Below are 17,862 nucleotides of genomic sequence, written 5' to 3' on the forward strand. Positions count from 1 at the left end.
GGACGCGGGCGTGCGGCCGGACCCGGAGGGCGCGGAGGTGCCCCACTTCCCCGCCTCCGCGGGAGCGGGGTAGCGGCGCATCCGCGGCCTGCCGGGGCCGCGGATGCGCCGCGGGTTACTTGTCCTTCTTGGCGCGCTTCGTCTTCAGCGCGTACTTCGAGACCTTCGTCGGCACGTCGGGGTTCTCGATCTTCCCGAGCTGCGCGATCAGGTCGTCCCACTGGGCGGGCTTGAGCGCCGACGCGAGCTGCTGGCCCAGCTGGGCGGTGCCGTTGTCCTCGACGTGGAAGCCCACGTGGATGTGGTCTGCGTGGTCGGGGAGCGGGAGGATGTTGCCCGCCCCGCCGAAGTCCGACGCCGTCATCAGGCTGATGATCTGGTGCGGCTTCATCGTGCCCTGCAGCTGCAGGAGCAGGCGGATGGTGCGCTCCGTGACCGTGCCGGCGCCCTGGGTCTTCGCGGAGATGACCTGGCCGTCGACGGTCGAGATGTCGATCGCGTTGCCGGAGTCGTGCTCGGAGACGTTGCCGGCGCTCGTGATCGAGCCCGGGCGCCGCAGCGACGACACGCCGATGCGGTGGCCGTTGGCCGAGAGGAACGCGAGCGTGGCGAGCACGCGGCGGTCGATCTGCCCGGCCTGGATCTGCTGCCGGCCGACGGGGTAGATGTCGAGCCGGTCGTCGGCGAGCACCCGGCGCTCGAGCTGCGCCTTGCTCATCAGCAGGACCTGCCCGGCCGAGGCGGTCGAGCCGCCGGAGCCGAAGAGCGGGTTCTCGCCCTTGGCCCGGTAGACCTCGGTCGAGGCGAGCAGCTTCCAGCCGTCGAGCAGCGGCTTCGGGTCGACCTGCGGGGCGCCCTTGCCGGCCGGGCGCACGCCGAAGGTCATCTTCGCGCGCTCCTCCTCCGGCTCCGTCTCGGTCTTGGTGGCGTCGGGCTTGCGGCCGACGGTGCCGAGCACCGTGCCGCCGACGACGCGCGCGCCGCGCTTCAGCGGGCGGTCGACGAGACCCTCGCGGGAGACCGGCTGCTCCTCCTCCGTGGCGGGCGCGGGCTTCGGCGCCGCCGGCGGCGTGGCGGACGGATCCGTGGCGGACAGGTCGCCGGGGGCCGGCGTCTTGGCCGTCGTCGCCGGACGCTCGGCGGTGCCCCAGCGCGAGCCGTCGCGGCGCGGGTTGGCGAAGAGCGGCTTGTCGGCGAGCTGCGGGCCGGCGGATGCCGTGGGCGCGGCCGGGGCGGTGGCCTCGGCGGTGCCGTCCTCGGTCAGCGCGCCGTGCTTGACGGTGTCGGCCTTGCCGGGGCCGGCCTTGGCGGTGCCCTTCGCGTCGGTGGACGTCGCGTCGCCCGACGTCGCGTCGGTCCGGCTGGACCCGCTGCCGGTGCTCTTGGCGTCCTCGCCGGCGCGGCGCTGGCGGCCAGCCGTGGCGGGCGCGGACGGGGCCGGGTCCTTCGGCACGTCCAGCGCCTCGGTCGCCGCGGCGTCGCCCTCGGGGGCGTCGTCGGCGGGCGCGGGGTACGTCTCCGCGACCTCGTCGAGGTGCGCGTACGTGTAGCGGTTGCCGAACACGTCGCGCAGCTGCACGTAGCGGCCGAGCCGCTCGCTCTCGCCGAGCGCCGTGACGGTGCCGTCCTGCACCGCGACGGCGTCGGAGCCGGCCTTCGCGTCGATCGTGATGCTGCGACGCGGGCCGGACTTCCCGCCCTGCGTGTCCTTTCCGGACGCGTCGTCCGCAGCGTCGTCCGTGGTCTCCAGCGCGGTCGAGCCGTCGTCGGCGTCGTCGTCCTTCGGCTCGTCCGTCTTCGGCGCCCCGGCGTACGTGGCGTCGCCCGAGACGGGGAAGACGCCCTGCGTCAGCCCCGTCAGCGAGCCCACCAGGTCGGTGGGCAGGCCGCTGATGAGGCGGGCCCGCATCATCACCGAGTCGACGTACCAGTCCGCGTGGTTGTACGCGAAGATCGCCTTGCGGATGTCGGTCTCGGCGCCGGCGGCCTTGAGGTACCGGGCGGCGGCGAAGATCGCGTCGACCGGGTTGTAGGGGTCCGCCTGCTCGTCGCCGTTCGCGTCGACGCCGTAGGCCGCCCACGTGGGCGGCATGAACTGCATCCAGCCGAGCGCGCCGGCGGTGGAGACGTTCAGGTTGCGCCCGTAGTTCGTCTCGATCTCGTTGATCGCGGCGAGGATCTCCCACCGCACGCCGTACTGCACGCCGGCAGCCTGGTAGATCGGCAGCAGGAACGGCGGGATCTGGAACTTGTCGAGGAAGAAGTTCGGGACGGCCGTCGGCGCCTTCAGCAGCGCGTCGGCGTCGAGACCGCTCGTGGTGAGTCCGGCGGCCGTCGTCGTGCCGCCGGCGGCTGCGCCGTTCGCGTCGCCCCCGGCGTCCTCGCCGGCGCTCCGCGCCTCGCGGGCCTCGGCCTCGCGCTTGGCGCGGGCCTCGCGGCGCTTCTCGCGCCGGTCGGCGCGGGCCTCGCGCCGCTCCTTCGCGACGCGGTCCCGCTCGGCCGCGCGCTGCCGCCGCTCACGGGCGGCCTTCGCGTTGTCGCGGCCCTGACCGCCGCTGTCGTCGCCGACCGAGGGGTCCTTCGGGTCCGACGGCTTCGCCGGCGTGGTGCCGGTGGTCGCCGGGGCGGGCTTGGTCGGGGCGGGCTTGGTCGGCGCCGGCGCGGTGGCCGTCGTCGTCGGGGCCGCGTTCGTCGTCGTCGGCGCGGGCGCCGGGGCCGGGGCCTCGGTCGTCGGTGCCGCCGCCTTCGGCGTCGTCACCGCGTCCAGCACGTCGGTCAGCGTCGGCGGGGTGACCGCCGTCGTGGCGTTCGTGGCAGCACCATCCGCCGCGCTGGCCGGCGTGGCGATGAGTCCTGCGGCGACGACCGCCAGGACGCCGCTCGTCGTGCGGGGTGCGCTCACTTGTTGGCTCCTTGTGCGACGGGTGCGTCGGCACCGAGTCGCGGGAAAATGGTGGGGAAGCCGGGGTAGTTGCCCTGTGCCTGGCAACCCGGGCGGGCCACGTTGCGGCCGTCCGTGTGGAACACGTTATCGATGAGCAGCCGGCGCTGCGCCTCGTCGACGTCGGCCGGAACAGCCGGGTCGCCGTTGCCGCAGTTGCTCGGGTCCAGCACCTTCAGGCCCGAAATGAGGTCCCCGCCGGCGCCCGGAGCGACGTACGGGTTCCTGCGGTTCTGGCCGAGCAGGCGCTTCTGGTACGCGAGGCCCTGGGGGGAAAAGCCGACGCCGATGCGGAGGTAGTTCGCCTCCTGACCGGGATCCTTCGGGTTCGTCGCGGCAGAGATGTTCCCGAGGAACGAGGTGAACTCTCGGCGGTTCGTGCCGATCTGGCGCAGGATCGGGTTCGCCGTCCGGGTGAACGGGACGAACGCGTCGAGCACCGGCGTGAGCTGGTCGAGCACACGGTTGAACGCGGGCAGGCCCTTCTCCGACGCCGTGACGACGGGTCCGAGCCGGCGCATGAACGCCTCGAGGTCGGGGCTCAGGCGGTCAAGCGCGTCGAACGTCGGAGCGAGCTCCGTCGCCGCGGGCTGCAGTCGCTCGACGACCGGCACGGCGCGGTTGCCGAGGCTCGTGACCTGCGGCAGCGTCGCGGCGACCTCGCGCTCGAAGCGCGGGAACTCCTCGAAGACCGCGGCGAGCTGCTCGTTGCGCTCACCGAGCGCGGAGAAGACCTTGTCGCCCTGGGCGACGAGGTTGCGCAGGTCGCCCTGGCGCCGCGCGAGCGCCTCGAAGACGGTCGCGGTGCCGGAGACGGACTGCTTGACGGCGGAGCCCTGGGCGTCGAGCGTGGCCGACAGCTCGCCGAGCTCGTCCACCATCTTCGGCAGCTCGCCGAGGGTCTCGTTGAAGTCGCCCCCGCGCCCGCGGGTCGCGTTGGCCTGCGTCTGCTGCCAGACGCGGAAGGCCGCGCGCGTCTTCGGGTCGAAGACGCGCAGGATGTCGTCCAGCTCGACCGTCGGCTCGACGGCGTTCTTCGCGAGGATGCCCTCCTCGGGGAGCGGGCCGGTGCCCTTCGCACGGTTCGGCGCGAGCTCGACGTACGTCTCGCCGAGCAGCGTCTTCGCGCGCAGCATGGCCTTGGCGGCCTTCGGGATCGGGGCGTACTTCGCCTCGAGCTCGATGGTGGCCCGCGTCGAGTTGTCGCGCAACGACTCGAGCGCGACCACCTTGCCCACCGTGACGCCGGAGATCCGGACGTCGGCCTGCCGGGTCAGCTGCGCCGCCTTCGGGAAGTCGACGTTGAACTGGTAGCCCTTGGCGTGCAGCGGCACGGGGCCGCCGAACGAGACCCAGAGGAACAGCAGGCCGCCGAAGCTCGCGAGCGCGAATCCGATCATCGCGAGGAGCCGCGGGATCGTGGGGATCGTCTTGATCACTTGGGCTTCCAGGTCCCGTTGTTGTTCACGCAGTTCTCGGCCTGCTGCGGGGGGTTCAGCAGGCTGATGAGCGTCAGCATGTACGGGTTGAAGGAGTTGCCGGTCGGCTTGTAGTTCTCGAGCAGCGTCTGCGTGCCACAGGTCATGAGCACCATCCCGCGGCGAAGCGGCCCCAATGCGTCCTGCGTCGAAAGCGCCGAGTTCGTGTTGTGCCCGGCCCACGGCAGGTAGAAGAGGTAGCTCTCCTTGCCCCGGCCCTTTCCGGGCGGGTCGTACGCCATCGCGTCGAAGAGGTGGTTGAGCACGTCGGTGAAGCGCTCGAGCTGCGGCGCGGCCTTCGCGACGTTCGCCACGGCCGGAGACAGGTCGCGCACCGTCGGCTGCGCCTCGCGGGCGAACGGTCGGAGCTGGTTCTGCAGCACCGGACGCGTCTTCTCGAGGAGCGGCCGGGTGTCGCGCAGGCTGCCGGCGAGCGCCCTGGTCGCCGGACGGATCTTCGGCAGCCCGGTCGCGAGGGTCGTCGACAGGCGGCCGGCCTTCTGCAGGGCGGTCGTCGTCGCGGCCAGCGTCTCCGGGAGCAGGCGGATGGTCTCGCCCAGGTTCTCGTTCTGGTTCGCGAACCGGCGGAAGACCGCGTCGTTGCTCTTGACGAAGGACGCGAGCTGGGCGTCGGACGAGCCGAGCTCGCCGGTGATCTGCCCGAGGTTGGTGATCAGCCGCTTCGTGAGCTGTCCGCGCTTGGCCAGGAGTGCGTTGGCCTTCGCCGCGTTGCGGGAGAGCGGTTCGAACCGGCGCAGGTCGCGGGCGAGCGCCCGGCCACCGGGGCCGCCGATGGCGGTGCCGGCGTCACCGAGCAGCGCGGCCAGCTGGGCACGCGTGTCGGTGTCGAGGCTCGCCAGGATCTCGTCGAAGTTCACGTCGGGCTGGGTCGAGCCGACGCCGAGCGTCGCCCCGTCCTTCAGCGCCGGACCGCTGGCGCGGGTACCCGGCTCGACCTCGACGATCATGTCCTTCAGCGCCGTCTTCGGACGCAGGAGCAGCGTGGCGTCGGGGTGGATGCGGTCCTTGTACTTCTCCTCGAGCCGCAGGCCGATGACGGCCTGCCCCTTGTCGAGCCGGACGTTCTCCACCTTGCCCACGTTGACGCCGGCGATCGTGACCGCCTGTCCCTGCCCCGGCATGACGCCGGCGGCGCTCGTGAAGCGCGCGTCGATCCGGTAGTAGTCCTTGCCGACGATCGGCGTCCAGCTCGGCGGCGTCAGGTTCTGGTTGCCCAGGATGTAGCCGCCCACGGCGATGCCCAGAACCGTGATGAGCAGGATGAAGAACACCTGCCCGAGATGGGCCTTGAGGCTGCGGATCATCGGTTCGTCCCCGGAATGGCGGGGACCCGGTCGCGTGCAGGCGCCGCCGAGTTGGGGTTCGCGCCGTCCGCCTCGCCGACGGACGCGGGACCGTTGATGTCCGGCACGCCGTTCGTCGCGCACGGCACATCGGTGCGAATGGGCGGCAGGACGGGGCTGAAGGACGGGCTGGTCGCACCGGGCTGCTGGGTCACGTTGCCGAACAGCGACTCGCTGTTGACCACGCTCGTCCCCCGACCGGTGCGGAGCTTCTGTCCTCCGCCGACGGTCTGCAGCCGCAGCTTGAAGCCGTTGCCGTCGAACGTCTGGCCCTCACCGGCCTGGCCGACCATGGCGTACCAGAACTCCTTGTAGTTCTCGACGCCCGCCGAGAGCGGTCCGTCGTCGACCTTGATCTTGGCCGTCGGCAGGAAGACCTTGTTCAGGCACTGCGAGAACGCGCCGATCTTCGGGATCCACGTGCGGGAGGCGCTCGTGAGCCGCGCCGTGTTGGTCAGCGTGGGCTGCAGGTCGTCGAGCAGTCCGCCGAGCTCGGCGTTGCTCAGCAGCGGCTTCGCCTGCCGGAGCCACGGGCGCGCCGCGTCGATCGTCGCCGGCAGCTCCTCCATCGCCTCGGTCGTGTCCCGCGCGAACGCCCGCGTCGGCGGAAGCGCGGTGTTGAGCAGGGCGAACGTCGACTTCGCGGTCGTCGCAGTCGTCGCAAGCCCGCGGACGGCGGCTGTCAGCGCCGAGGCGTTGTCCGCGGTCGCCGTGACGGTGGTGTCGAAGTTGCGCACGAGGCCGCGCAGGGCTCCCTCGTCCTCCGCGAGCGCCGAGGTCACGTCGCCGAGACCCTCGATCGCCTTCGACAGGTCACCCCGGTTGCGGCCGCGGAGCGATTCGAGCACGGTGGCGCCGTCGCGCAGGGCGGCGGGCGAGGTCTCGAGGGTCCGGTTCAAGGCCTCACCACCGGTGACGCCCCGCACGCGCGGGTCCTGGGACTCGTCCTCCTCGGCGGTCGGGGTCGAGCCGAAGCTGTCGCCCAAGCCCTGGACCGTCTGCTGCAGCGCCTTGCGGGTGTCCGTCTGCAGTGTCGCGAGGACCTGGTCGAGCTGCACCGGCACGGCGGTGCGCGACACCGGGATGACGCCCTTGTCGGGCATCTCCGGGGCGTCCGGGGTGCCGGGCTGCAGGTCGACGTAGAAGTTGCCCTCGAGGAACAGGCGGGGACGGATCTTGATCGTCGCGTCCTTGCGGATCGGCCGACCCTCGTCCGTGAGCTCCATGCGGACCTCGGCGTAGTCGCTGTGGCGATAGCGACCCGTGCCGACGACCTTGCCGACGTTGACGCCGGCGATGCGCACGGGCGAGTTCTTGCCGAGCATGTTCGACGTCTTCACGACCGCCGTCACGGTGTACCGGTGCGCGAGCGGGTTGCGCTTCGTGAACCCGAAGAACAGCCCCACGGCGATGAGCGCGAGGAACAGGAGGCCCGCCGCGACGGGTCCGATGCGCGGGCCGCGGCGCCGCGGCCGACCGGGAGTGGTCACTTTGCGCCCACCTTCTGGTCCTCGGTGATGACGCCCTCGTCGGCGGGGGTGTTGCCGATGACCTGCTTGCCGGGCACGTAGACCTCGTTGCCGGCCTCGCACTCGTTGGGCTGGCCGGGGGCCGCCGTGTACGGGTACGGGTTGCTGTGCAGGAAGCTGTCGATGAGGCGGCCGGTCGGCGCGCGCGGCGGCTCCGGCGGGCCCTTCACGGGGCCGTTCGCCGGCTTGGCCGCCGGTCCGCCCTCGCTGTCGGGCACCTCGGGGAGGATCACGGGGCCGGTGAACAGCGAGCTGCCGTTCTGCGTCGTGACCGAGAGCACCTTCGCCAGGTTTCGCGTGAGCAGCGTGATGTAGTTGCAGGTCGTCTGTGCGGGCTTGATGTACTCGACCGTCGGCTTCAGGATCCGCGCGGTGCCCCCCAGCTGGGCGAGGCCCTGCAGGGTGCGGTCGTCCGTGCCGAAGTCCTCGAGCGTGCGCAACGTCGTGACGAGGCGCCGGTTCAACGCGGGCGAGCGCCGCAACGCGGGCGTGCCCGCCTCGAAGGCGCCGGCCAGGCCCGGGGAGGCGTTCGCCAGCGAGGCGAAGGCCGGCCGAAGGCGACGGAAGAGCTCCGTGGACGACCGCATGAACCGCGCCTGCTGCGGGAACTCGGTGATCCCGGCCTGCAGCGCCTCGGGCCCGTAGGCGATCGTCTCCTGCAGTGGCCCGCGAACGCGGTCGAGCGCGGTGAACGTCTGCCGCAGGCCCGTGATGAGGTTGGCCTGGCTCTGAGCGACCGGAGCGACCTCGGCGGCGACCCGCTCGAGCGCGGGGAACAGTCGCGCGAACCCGGTCGACGGGTCGGTCAGGTTGCGCAGCGCCGGCTCGGCGCTGATGAGCAGCGGCCGCAGGCCCGCGATGGTCTCGTTGAGCTCGTCGCCCCGGCCGGCCAGCGCCGTGCCGAACTCGTTGAGGTTCTCGGCCGAGGCCTTGCGGGTGGGCTCGTCGAACGTGTTGAAGAGGTCGTCGAGCTCGACCGGCTTGCCCCCGGCGTACCGGAGGGGGATGGTCCTCCCCGCCTGAAGCATCCGCTCCGAGCGCCCCGACGTGAGCTGCACGTACTTCAGGCCGAGCACGGACTTCGGGCGCACCTCGATGCGGGAGTCGGCCGGGATCGGGCCGTTCTTCTGGTCGAGCTTGATGTCGATCGTGGCCCCGGTGCTGCCGTCGGTGCCCTCGCGCGGCGTGATGGCGCTGACGAAGCCGACGCGGCTGCCGCCCTTCCGGACGTCGTTACCCACGATGAGTCCCGAGGCGTCGGGGATCTCGGCCTTGAAGTTGTAGGTCTTGACGAACGGCAGGCCGGAGTTCGCGTTGTACGCGAGCACGACGGCCACGAGCGCGATCAGCACCGTCGCGGCGCCGATCAGCACCGGGTTGGCCGCCAGCGAGCTGCGCTTGGAGCGGGGGCTCACTTCGTCGCCTCCGGCCCGAGCAGCGTGTCCAGGGTGGCCTTCGTCCGCTCGGCGGTTCCGCCGGCCGGAGCCGCGCGGCTCACCGAGCGCGTGTCGGCGTCTTCGTCCGTGGCGTCCGCACCCGTGTCGTCCGGGTTGAACTGACCGTTGCAGGCGTCGATCTCGGTCGTGAGCTTGCGGTCCACGCAGTTGCTGGTGAAGACGGTCGTGCGCTGGTAGTGCGCCATGCCGTCCTTCCCGTTCAGCGACCCCGTGTAGTAGTAGAGGAGCCGCATGAGGTTGGCGATGCCGCCCGTGCGGTCGAAGTCGCTGCCGAGCTCGGCCAGGTCCTTCGCCAGCGGGGCCAGCGGTGTGCCCGCCCGGTCGAGCTGCGTGACGAGGCGGTCGATGCGGGTGAAGGTCTTGCGCCCGCGCTCGGCTACGTCGCCGAGGCTCAGGAGCGCCGGCGTCGCCGCCCGCGAGAACGGCCCGAGCTGCGTCACCGCCGCGTTGATCGACGTCGACTGCGCGGAGAGGTTGGCCACGGACGGGCCGATCTGGTCGGACAGGGCGCCGATGCGCTTCGCGGCCGGCTTGAGCTCGCGCAGGAACGTCGGGAGCAGCACGAAGTTCCTCTCGAGGTCCTCACCCTGCTCGGCGGCCGCAGCCGCCGTGCGGCCGGAGGTCCGGATGAACCCGGCCAGGTCGCCGCGCCGCTCCGCCAGCGGCGCCAGCGCCTGGTCGGACTGCTCGACCAGGGAGGCAATCGTCCGGTTCTGGTTCGCCAGGATTTCGACGAGACGGTTGGCCTGCTGGAGCGTCGGGTTCGCGCGCTGGATGACGTCGCGCAGCTCCGGGCCGTTACCCGCGAGGCCGGTGCCGAGCTCGGCGACGATCAGCCGCAGGCGCTCGCGCTGGGGCACGCGCATGATGTTGGCCAGCAGGTCGGGGCCGACCGGGCTGCTCGTGCGCTCCACCGGGATGAGGTGCTGACCCTTGCCGGGGCCCGAGGCGATCGGCTTGATCGTGGGCGCGACCGTCACACCCTCGCCGCGCTTCTGCGTCGGCTGGCACTCGACGAACTGCTCGCCGATGAGCGACTGCAGGCCGACCTCGCAGGTCGCGTCCTGACGGAAGTCCTGGAAGCCGGGGTCCGTGATGTTCAGGACCACGACCGCCTTGTTGTCCCGGTCGAGCTCGACCTCGGCGATCTTGCCGACGATCACGCCGCCGACCTTCACGTCCTCCCCGGGGATGAGGAAGCTCGCGTTGTCGAAGATCGCCCGGACGCGGTAGCCCTGCCCGTCGTCGTCTCCGCCACCGGCCGCGACGGCGGTGACCGCCACGACGAGCACGAGTACGACGACGGTGAAGGCGAGCCATGCGCGGCGCATCACTTGCCCCCCGGGATCTGGGTCGGGTCGCAGTCGGCGTTGGCCAGGTCACCCTGGTCGACGAAGGCGTTGGAGCCGTCGGGCAGCCGGCTGGTCGAGGCGCCCGGGCAGCGCTTGAGGTTGCCCGTGGTGAGGCCGTCGCCCTTGCCCCGCTCGGCCGGCGGCTTCTGCGTGAGCTTGCCGCCCTCGGCGTCGTCCTCGAAGCGGAAGGCGTCGAACACCGGCATCGCGGACAGGTAGTGCCCGTTGCCGTCGTAGTTCGCGGCGGCCTGCCCGAAGCTGCGGAACCACGCCATCAGGTCGGGTGCGTACGGGCGGATGAAGGAGAGCATCGGCGTCGAGGTCTTGAGCGCCTTGGTGCCGGCGGGGAACGCCGTGCGCGTCGAGCGCTCGAGCGGCGGCAGATCGCGCAGGCCGTCGAGCAGGTCGTTGCCCGCACCCGGGCGGTCGACGACCGTGCGCAGCTGCTGGAACACCGGCACCGCGTCGTTCACGACGGGACGCAGCTCGCGCAGGAACGGCACCAGCTCGCGGGAGGGCTCGTCGGAGGCGTCGACCAGGCGGCGCAGGTCACCGAGCGCGGGACGCAGCGCGGCCAGCGCCGTGCTGCCCTGGCGGAGCGCCGGAGGCAGATCCGTGATCGCGGTCGTCAGCGCCTGCGTGTCCTCGCCCAACGCCTCCACGGTGCGACCCGCGTTGCTGACCAGGCTCGTGATCCGGCCCTGCTCGCTGGCCAGGGCGTTCATGGCGCGGCTGCTGGTCTTCACGAGCCGCTCGAAGTCGGCGCTCTGCGCGTTGACCTCCTCCGCGAAGCCGGTCAGCGCGCGGACGGCCCGCGGGAACTGCTTCGCGGACGCCTGCCCCTCGGCCTCGCGGCCGGCGTACCACTGGGCGAAACCGCCGATGGTCTTCTGCAGCCCCTCGCGCGTGCGCCCGTCGAACGCCGCGAACAGCTGGTCGAGCTCGACCTGCGAGGTCGTCTGCTCGACCGGGATCGTCGCGTCGTCCGCCAGCGGCTCGGCCAGGCCGGAGCCCGGGCTGATGTCGATGTAGCGGCTGGCCACGCCGGCCTGGCCCTGCGTGCGGACGACGGCCGTCGCGCCCTTGCGCAGCGGGGCGAACTCGCCCGAGACGGAGACGGTGAGCTCGGCCTGGTCGTTCTTCGTGAGGTCGAGCTTCTTGATCGTGCCGACCTGCGTGCCGCCGATCCGCACGGTGCCGCCCTCGACCACCTGGCTCGAGTTCGCGAACACGAGCCGGTACTGGTGCCCTGGTTCGGGCAGCAACACGACGACGAGCACCGCCACCAGGGCGACGAGCAGCGCGACGGGCGCCCAGCGCCGGGCGCGGCGCGCAATGTGGGGTGAACGAGGCAGAGGGATCTTCCTAGGGCACGGACGGAGGCACGGGAGGTGCGCACCGTCCGGTGTGACCACCGGCACTATACAGCGGGTTCGACAGGTAGAACCGGTTGTGTTTTCGTTACGACGACCCCCACGATCCGGGGGCCGGGGGTTCAAAGCGGACCGCGATCCTAAAGGGCGGCGGAGGACCCTGCGCCGGTTGGGATCGACGTTGCCGTCCGAGGCCACGCCGCGGGCCGACCTCGGGCCGACGGCGACACCTTAGTGCTCGCGCTCACAGAGCGCACTCAGGGCTAGACGAACGTCCGGGACGGTGCCGCGGTTCGTTCCTACCGCCGTTCCGTTCGGTGGCACCGCGAGGCGCAGCCAGCGCCCCCGCTGGAGATGAGGCTTCCATGAGGCTTCGGAGGTGACCTGCGTCACATCCCGGATCAACCGTGTACGTTGATGCACCTAGGTCGCCTCGCCGGTCCCCCGTCGCCCCGTGCGACGGCCCGGAGAAGTGGCCTCCACCAACCCCCGAGGAGAATCAGGATCCACATGCGCAAGCGGAACCTCGCCATCCCAACCGCCGCCATCGCGGCCCTGTCCTTCGCCGCCGTCGCCCCCGCGGTCGCCCAGTCGCCGATCACGACCGACATCTCCGGCACCGCCAAGGTGTCGCCGAGCAAGGCCGGCACGAAGAAGAAGCCGAAGACGGTCGGCCTCAACGTCAACATGAAGTGGACGACCAACGGCCCCGACGGCGAGAACAAGCCGGTCGTGGACAAGGTCGTCATCGACTTCCCGAAGGGCTCGCTCTACAACGGCGGCAAGGTCGCGAAGTGCTCGGCCACCCAGCTCCAGCGCAAGACGCCGCAGCAGGCCTGCCCGAAGGCCATCATGGGCGGCGGCTCCGGTAGCGCCTGGGCGGACACCGCCGAGGCCGGCCCGAAGTTCGTGCTCGTCAACGGCGGCGCGAAGGACGTCTTCCTCTACACGACGCTGCAGAACCCGGCCACGGTCTCGGCCGCGGTCCCCGGCAAGGTCGTCAAGCGCAACGGCGGCTACCGCCTGACGCTCACCGTTCCGCAGTCGCTGAAGGAGGTCGGTGGCACGCCGATCTCGCTGCGCAGCGTGAAGGTCACCACGAACGCCGCCGCCAAGAAGGCCGGCTGGCTCCAGACGACCTCCTGCCCCAAGAGCAAGAAGTGGGACTTCCAGGTGCAGTCCTTCCAGGACTCCTCCTTCGAGCCCGCCACGCCCGTGGCGACGTTCTCGTCCTCGGTGAAGTGCTCCTGATCGACCGCTGAGAACACCCCGCGCCACGAGGCGCACCGGTGGTCTCGAGGCCCCCGCTCCGGCGGGGGCCTCGGTCGTTCTCGGGGAGCCGAGCGCGAGCGGGGCCCCGGAACGACGAAACCCCCGCGGTGCGGGGGCTTCGGATCCTTCGGGAGCGGGAGCGACGGGACTCGAACCCGCGACCTCTGCCGTGACAGGGCAGCGCTCTAACCAACTGAGCTACGCCCCCTTGGGATCGAGAAGTATGCACGATTCGCGCGCGGCGCGTCGGCTCCCCTGTTCGCGCGACCAAGCGGGCCCGGGAACGGGCCAGAGCAGCGGCCGAACGGCCGCCAGCCAGACCTCAGCCGACGTAGGGGCGGCGCCGCCCCACGCGGGCACGCACGCCTGGCACGCTCAGCACGGCGCTGCGCAGGCGGTCGCCCAACAGCGGCGGCAGGAGCTCGTCGGCCTCGGCGTACTGGGCGCGGGCCTCGTCGTAGCGGCCCAGGCGGGTCAGCCCCGCGGCGCGGCCGCGCAGGTCCGCGGCCTCCGCACGACGGGCGACGGACTCGCGCACGTGCGCCGCGTGGGCGCGGTGCACCTTGAGGAGGTCCTCGGCCAGGCCCACGAGGTCGTGGGTGAGACCCGAGGGGTGGCGCCGGTAGCGGACGGTCGCCCCCAGGACGCAGACGAGCTGCTCATCCTGCTCCAGCAGCCGCAGCCACAGGTCGAGGTCCTCGGCCTGCCCGAGCTCCTCGTCGAACCCGTCGACGCCGTCGAAGGCCTCGCGCCGGACGATCGTCGCCGAGGTGCAGAGCGGGTGACGCTCGTAGATCGTGGGCAGCACGAGGGCCGGGCGGTGTCCGCCGGGGTGCAGGCCCTCCCAGTGCTCGCCCGTCGGCCGGTCGTCCGGCCCGACGACGACGGCCTCGCCCGAGAGGATCGTCGCGTGCGGGTGGTGCGCCACGGCGCGCTCGTGGGCGGCGAGGTACCCCGGCTGCCAGACGTCGTCGTGGTCGCAGAACGCGACGTGGTCCACCTCGGCGGAGAATGCGGCGACGCCGGCGTTGCGGGCGCCACCGGGGCCGCGGCGCTGCTCGAGCCGCAGCAGGCGGACGTCGTCCTCCAGGCCGTCGGGGAGGACGACGGGACGGGGCGAGCCGTCGTCGACGACGACCACCTCGACCGGCCCGCCCTCCTGCCCGAGGACGGCGTCCAGGGTCTGGACGAGGTACGGGCTGAACCCGTGCACGGGGATGACGACGCCGACCTGCACTGCGTCGCACCCTACCCCAGGCGCGTCGCGGGCCAGCGCGGGTGCGCGCGAGCGGGAGGCGCGGTAGCGTTCGGGGCCCGTGGCTCTTCCCGAAGACTCTCTGCCGCAGGTCGACCAGGACGCGTCCGTGGGTTCCAGCCCCGACGCCCCCGACCAGCAGGCCCCCGCCCCCGCCCCCTCGACGCCCGAGGGCGCCGCTCCGGAGGCCTCCGGTGACGACGTCGCCGCGCGGGCCGCCGAGGGCGCCGCGCCGCCGGCCGCCGACGAGGCCGCCCCGGCGAGCGCGCCCGACGTGCCCGCCGCCGACGGTCCGGCCTCGCAGGGCGACGCGCCGCAGACGGACGCCACGACCGAGTCCGCTGAGAGCGACGCCTCCGCCGCCCCGGGCGACGAGTCCGGCCAGCAGGACCAGGCCGCGGACGGCGTCGAGGGCGGTCAGCCCTCCGAGAGTGGCCAGCCCACCGACGGCGCCTCGGGCGACGGCGCCGACGGCGCGGCCGCCGAGGGCGCCGAGGCGTCCGACGGCTCCGCCGAGGGCCAGGCTTCCGAGGACAGCGAGGGCTCCGCCGAGGGTGGTGAAGGCCAGCCCAAGAAGCGCCGCCGCTCCCGCGGTCGCCGCGCGAACCGCGGTGGTGGCGGGGCCGGCGGTCCCGGCGGCCGGCGCCGGTTCGCGTGGGACGAGGTCTTCCTCCGTCAGCGCCTCGAGATCCTGCGGGCGATGGACCCCGACGCCGAGGCGATCGCCTGGGCCGTCGACACCGCGGGCCGCTTCGACGTGGCCGACATCCTCGCCGGCGAGGGCTCGTCGGGCCGCGAGTTCGGCCGCCGCGCCTACGGTGCGACGCCGGAGACGGACGACCAGGCCGCCTGGATCGTCCTCGCCGCCGTCCGCGCCCGCGACATCGTCCCCGTCGTCCGCCGCGCCGTCAGCGGCGCCACGGACGGCCGCGAGCAGATCAAGAAGTCGATCGAGACGCTCGGCATCGCCCGCGTGAACCCGGCCCTGCAGGGCGAGCGCCCGGCCCAGCAGGTGTTCGCGGAGCGGGCCCGCCGCGTCGACCTCACCGTCGAGGGCGGCGAGGATCAGAAGGCCGCGTGGGCGCTGCTCTCGCTCGCCAAGCCGCAGGACGTGCAGTACGCGGCCGCGCCGCCGCGCCCGGCGCAGGCCCGCCGCCCCGGCGGCCCGGGTGGTCCCGGCGGCCCCGGTGGTCGTGGTGGCGGGGGCTACGGCGGCGACGACCGGAAGCGCAAGCGCGAGCCCGGCATCCCGGGCGGCGTCTTCTCCGTCGGCGAGTCCGGCATCGGCGGCGAGCTCGGCGCGAAGCTGCGTGCGGCGCTGGCGGCGGCCGAGGGCAAGGACGAAGACGGAGACGCGTAGCCGCGCCCATTCTCTAGTTGCGCCCGAGTCCGACCCAAAGGGGAGGGGCTGGAAACGGAGCCGGACCGAGGCCCACGGGTACGAGCATCACGGCGCTCTCTTAGTGTCCACCATGCCTCTGCCCCAAGGTATGACGATGCCACGGTGTCACACAGGACGGCACCGACTTTTTGGCCCCGTAGGTATTAGCAACCCGCCCCGGCTCGCTGCCCGCGCCGACCGCGCGCCGATCCTCCCACGCGCACATGAGCCCGATCCAATGGGCGACGTTGACCACTCACCCATAGTGGTGTATGCTGTACGCCACTATGACACGCACCATCCAGACGAAGACAGTTGGTCGCTTTGCAGTTGCCGCCCTCTGTGCGGCAGCTGCAGCAATGTCCGCCGCCCCGTCGACGCAAGCAGCACAAATCGGCCAACAGTGCCAAGTCCCCCTCACAATCCAGGGCGCAAGCGTTTACAGCGGCGAGCGGTTCTCGGGGAACTTTCTCTACCACATCTTCCGGCTCGATTGGTTCCGCATTGAGGGCTGGGGGTCGACGGGCGATTACTACTTCGGTCACGCAGCCGGCAAGGCGAACGGCTACGTTTCCCGCGGAGCCTTCGACCAGAGCACCTGTAAGTTCTGATGAGCTGGCACGGCCAATCCGCAGGAACGTGGCGCGATTAGCCGGAACTCTTGGACGGACGGGCCGAGCGCGTCGACCTGACCGTCGAGGGTGGCGAGGACCAGAGGCCCGCGTGGGCCCCCTACTCGCCCGCCGAGCCGCAGGACGTGCAGTACGCGGCCGCCCCGCGCGGGCCCGTCGCCCCGCCGCCGGGTGGTCGCGGTGGATAAGGATGCGGTGGCGAGCGCGGCGTGAAGCTCCGCGCGGCGCTGGCGGCCACAAAGGGCAAGGGCCCGGACGGCCACGCCCCCCCCCCGGGCGAGGGCTCCGACTCCGGGGACCACGCCTTATGACCGGCCCCCGGCCCCCGGCCGCGCCCGCCGGCCATCCCGCAGGGCCCGTCGCGGCGGGGCGCTCGACGCTTCAAGCGCGGGCGGTCGCCCGCGCCCCTCACCACTCCGACGGCGGCGGGACGTCGCGGAGGCGACCGTCGTCGAGGTCGGAGCTGCCGGAGCGGACGCCGATGGCCTCGACCACCTCGGTCTCCTCCTCGGACTCCTCGAGGTCCTCGTCGTGATCCCCGTCGCAGAGGACGCGGAAGTTGCCCGTCACGCCGGCGTCGCAGTGGATCGTGATGCCGGGGAGGATCTGCTCGCCCTCGTCAAGGCCGAGGCGATCCATGTCGAACGCCGACAGACCGATCCCGTACGCGTTGTGCGTCGGGTTCTCCCGGTCGTGGGCGTTGATCGCCATCTGAAAGGCCTGGAGGTTCTTCGCGATCTTCGACGTGTCAGACATGGCCTCGGTTCAGCGTAGCGCGCATGCCCGGTACCCTCCACCTGGCTCGGGGCGCGTAGCTCAGCTGGTCAGAGCATCCGGTTTACACCCGGGAGGTCGCCCGTTCGAATCGGGCCGCGCCCACTGCCCCCTCCGCGCTCGGTTGTCGACGACTCCCCCGCATCCCGACCGTCGCGCCGCGCTGTTGCGCCTCGGGAGCCTCGTCGTCGGCCTGGCGTGCCTGTTCTCCGTCTTCGTCCTCGGCGGGTTCGTCGGGGCGGACGCGATCCGGGACTGGATCAGGCCGGCCGGGGCGTTCGCGCCCCTCGCCTACGTGCTGATCGGGGGACTGCTCGGCGCCATGCTCGTGCCCGGTGCCGCGCTCGCCGCCGCCGCGGGTCTGCTGTTCGGCGCGGTCGGCGGGGCGTTCCTGGCCCTGCCGTCGGCCGTGGTCAGCGCCGTGGTCGCCCGCTCGTTCTCCGCGCGCACCGGCGGCGACGCGCTCGAGGCGGTCTCAGGGGAACGACTGAACGCGCTCGTCGGGTTCGCGCGCCGGCACGGGTTCGCCGCGGTCGTCGTCCAGCGCCTGCTGCCCGTCGTGCCGGACGGGCCCCTCTCCCACGCGTTCGGCCTGGCGGGCGTGCGGGCGCGGGACGTCGCACTGGGGACGCTCGTCGCATCGGGGCCCCGCGCGCTCTCCTACGCGCTGCTGGGCGCGAACGCGGACGACCTCACCGGCACGGGCGCCATCGTCGGACTGACCCTGAACGTGGGGACCGGGGCGCTCGGGCTGCTCCTCGCCGCAGTGGTCGTGCGGCAGGAGCGCCGCCGGGTGGCGGCCGAGGCACGAGCGACCGCTGCCGGCGACGGACCGCGCGCCGTCGCGGATCCGACGGCGACGTAGGAGCTCGGGGGCACGGTCGAGATCCCCCATCGCCGACCGTGCCCTCGATGCCTGTCCCGCCGGGTGCGAGCACCCGGCGTGGCGCCCACCGCAGCGGGCGCTTGAACAGGTAGACGCTCACTGTCCAGGCATTCGACGGCAGTTGCACACGAAACTACAATGGGCCGGGGGCCACGCCGCGGCGCGATT

Annotated in this window: 13 protein-coding genes and 2 tRNA genes; 5 read left to right on the forward strand and 10 right to left on the reverse strand. The window is 72.4% G+C overall.

Annotated elements, in window-relative coordinates:
* Positions 1-115: 115 nt before the first annotated feature.
* From F593_RS27575 to F593_RS21525, 7 genes are read right to left on the reverse strand one after another with little or no spacing between them, the layout of a single operon-like run.
* Entirely contained in the window at positions 116-2,902 is a 2,787-nt protein-coding gene (locus F593_RS27575; RefSeq protein WP_022926974.1) for a lytic murein transglycosylase, read from the reverse strand.
* Positions 2,899-4,380, reverse strand: a complete 1,482-nt coding sequence (locus F593_RS0101390; protein ID WP_022926975.1) for an MlaD family protein — start codon at positions 4,378-4,380, stop codon at positions 2,899-2,901. Before F593_RS0101390 ends, F593_RS27575 begins: the two co-directional genes overlap by 4 nt.
* Positions 4,377-5,744 (reverse strand): MlaD family protein, encoded by a 1,368-nt coding sequence (locus F593_RS0101395; protein WP_022926976.1) that lies wholly within the window; start codon positions 5,742-5,744, stop codon positions 4,377-4,379. The genes F593_RS0101390 and F593_RS0101395 overlap by 4 nt, the downstream gene beginning before the upstream one ends.
* Entirely contained in the window at positions 5,741-7,273 is a 1,533-nt protein-coding gene (locus tag F593_RS0101400; protein WP_022926977.1) for an MlaD family protein, read from the reverse strand. The genes F593_RS0101395 and F593_RS0101400 overlap by 4 nt, the downstream gene beginning before the upstream one ends.
* Positions 7,270-8,727 (reverse strand): MlaD family protein, encoded by a 1,458-nt coding sequence (locus tag F593_RS0101405; protein ID WP_022926978.1) that lies wholly within the window; start codon positions 8,725-8,727, stop codon positions 7,270-7,272. The genes F593_RS0101400 and F593_RS0101405 overlap by 4 nt, the downstream gene beginning before the upstream one ends.
* Positions 8,724-10,100 (reverse strand): MlaD family protein, encoded by a 1,377-nt coding sequence (locus F593_RS0101410; RefSeq protein WP_022926979.1) that lies wholly within the window; start codon positions 10,098-10,100, stop codon positions 8,724-8,726. The genes F593_RS0101405 and F593_RS0101410 overlap by 4 nt, the downstream gene beginning before the upstream one ends.
* On the reverse strand, positions 10,100-11,407 hold the full coding sequence (locus F593_RS21525; protein ID WP_022926980.1) for an MlaD family protein: 1,308 nt from the start codon (positions 11,405-11,407) through the stop codon (positions 10,100-10,102). The genes F593_RS0101410 and F593_RS21525 overlap by 1 nt, the downstream gene beginning before the upstream one ends.
* A gap of 597 nt (positions 11,408-12,004) precedes the next feature.
* Here F593_RS21525 and F593_RS0101420 point away from each other — a divergent pair.
* The gene (locus F593_RS0101420; protein WP_022926981.1) at positions 12,005-12,745 is read left to right on the forward strand and encodes a hypothetical protein; all 741 of its coding nucleotides are present in this window, start codon (positions 12,005-12,007) and stop codon (positions 12,743-12,745) included.
* Positions 12,746-12,900: 155 nt separating this feature from the next.
* On the opposite strand, the gene F593_RS0101425 is transcribed toward F593_RS0101420, so the two are convergent.
* Positions 12,901-12,974, reverse strand: a tRNA-Asp gene (locus tag F593_RS0101425).
* 114 nt (positions 12,975-13,088) lie between these two features.
* Entirely contained in the window at positions 13,089-14,003 is a 915-nt protein-coding gene (locus F593_RS0101430; protein WP_022926982.1) for a glycosyltransferase family 2 protein, read from the reverse strand.
* A 79-nt stretch (positions 14,004-14,082) separates the two neighbouring features.
* Here F593_RS0101430 and F593_RS0101435 point away from each other — a divergent pair, with 79 nt between their 5' ends.
* Both F593_RS0101435 and F593_RS0101440 read left to right on the forward strand, forming a co-directional pair.
* Positions 14,083-15,381 carry a hypothetical protein gene (locus tag F593_RS0101435; protein ID WP_022926983.1) on the forward strand — a complete coding sequence of 433 codons (1,299 nt, stop codon included), beginning with the start codon at positions 14,083-14,085 and terminating at the stop codon, positions 15,379-15,381.
* 308 nt (positions 15,382-15,689) lie between these two features.
* Positions 15,690-16,013, forward strand: a complete 324-nt coding sequence (locus F593_RS0101440; protein WP_157251468.1) for a hypothetical protein — start codon at positions 15,690-15,692, stop codon at positions 16,011-16,013.
* A gap of 429 nt (positions 16,014-16,442) precedes the next feature.
* On the opposite strand, the gene F593_RS0101450 is transcribed toward F593_RS0101440, so the two are convergent.
* Entirely contained in the window at positions 16,443-16,790 is a 348-nt protein-coding gene (locus F593_RS0101450; protein ID WP_022926986.1) for a hypothetical protein, read from the reverse strand.
* A gap of 49 nt (positions 16,791-16,839) precedes the next feature.
* Between F593_RS0101450 and F593_RS0101455 the strand changes: the two genes are divergently transcribed.
* A tRNA-Val gene (locus F593_RS0101455) sits at positions 16,840-16,913 on the forward strand.
* A gap of 61 nt (positions 16,914-16,974) precedes the next feature.
* Positions 16,975-17,673, forward strand: a complete 699-nt coding sequence (locus F593_RS21530; RefSeq protein WP_084629235.1) for a TVP38/TMEM64 family protein — start codon at positions 16,975-16,977, stop codon at positions 17,671-17,673.
* Positions 17,674-17,862: the final 189 nt, after the last annotated feature.

This window comes from Patulibacter americanus DSM 16676 (assembly GCF_000420025.1).
GTDB classification, from domain to species: Bacteria; Actinomycetota; Thermoleophilia; order Solirubrobacterales; family Solirubrobacteraceae; genus Patulibacter; species Patulibacter americanus.

Coding starts and splice junctions, on each gene's coding strand:
- F593_RS0101410 (WP_022926979.1), bottom strand. CDS start 10,100: ATGCGCCGCGCATGGCTCGCCTTCACCGTCGTCGTACTCGTGCTCGTC.
- F593_RS0101440 (WP_157251468.1), top strand. CDS start 15,690: ATGACACGCACCATCCAGACGAAGACAGTTGGTCGCTTTGCAGTTGCC.
- F593_RS0101420 (WP_022926981.1), top strand. CDS start 12,005: ATGCGCAAGCGGAACCTCGCCATCCCAACCGCCGCCATCGCGGCCCTG.
- F593_RS0101450 (WP_022926986.1), bottom strand. CDS start 16,790: ATGTCTGACACGTCGAAGATCGCGAAGAACCTCCAGGCCTTTCAGATG.
- F593_RS0101395 (WP_022926976.1), bottom strand. CDS start 5,744: ATGATCCGCAGCCTCAAGGCCCATCTCGGGCAGGTGTTCTTCATCCTG.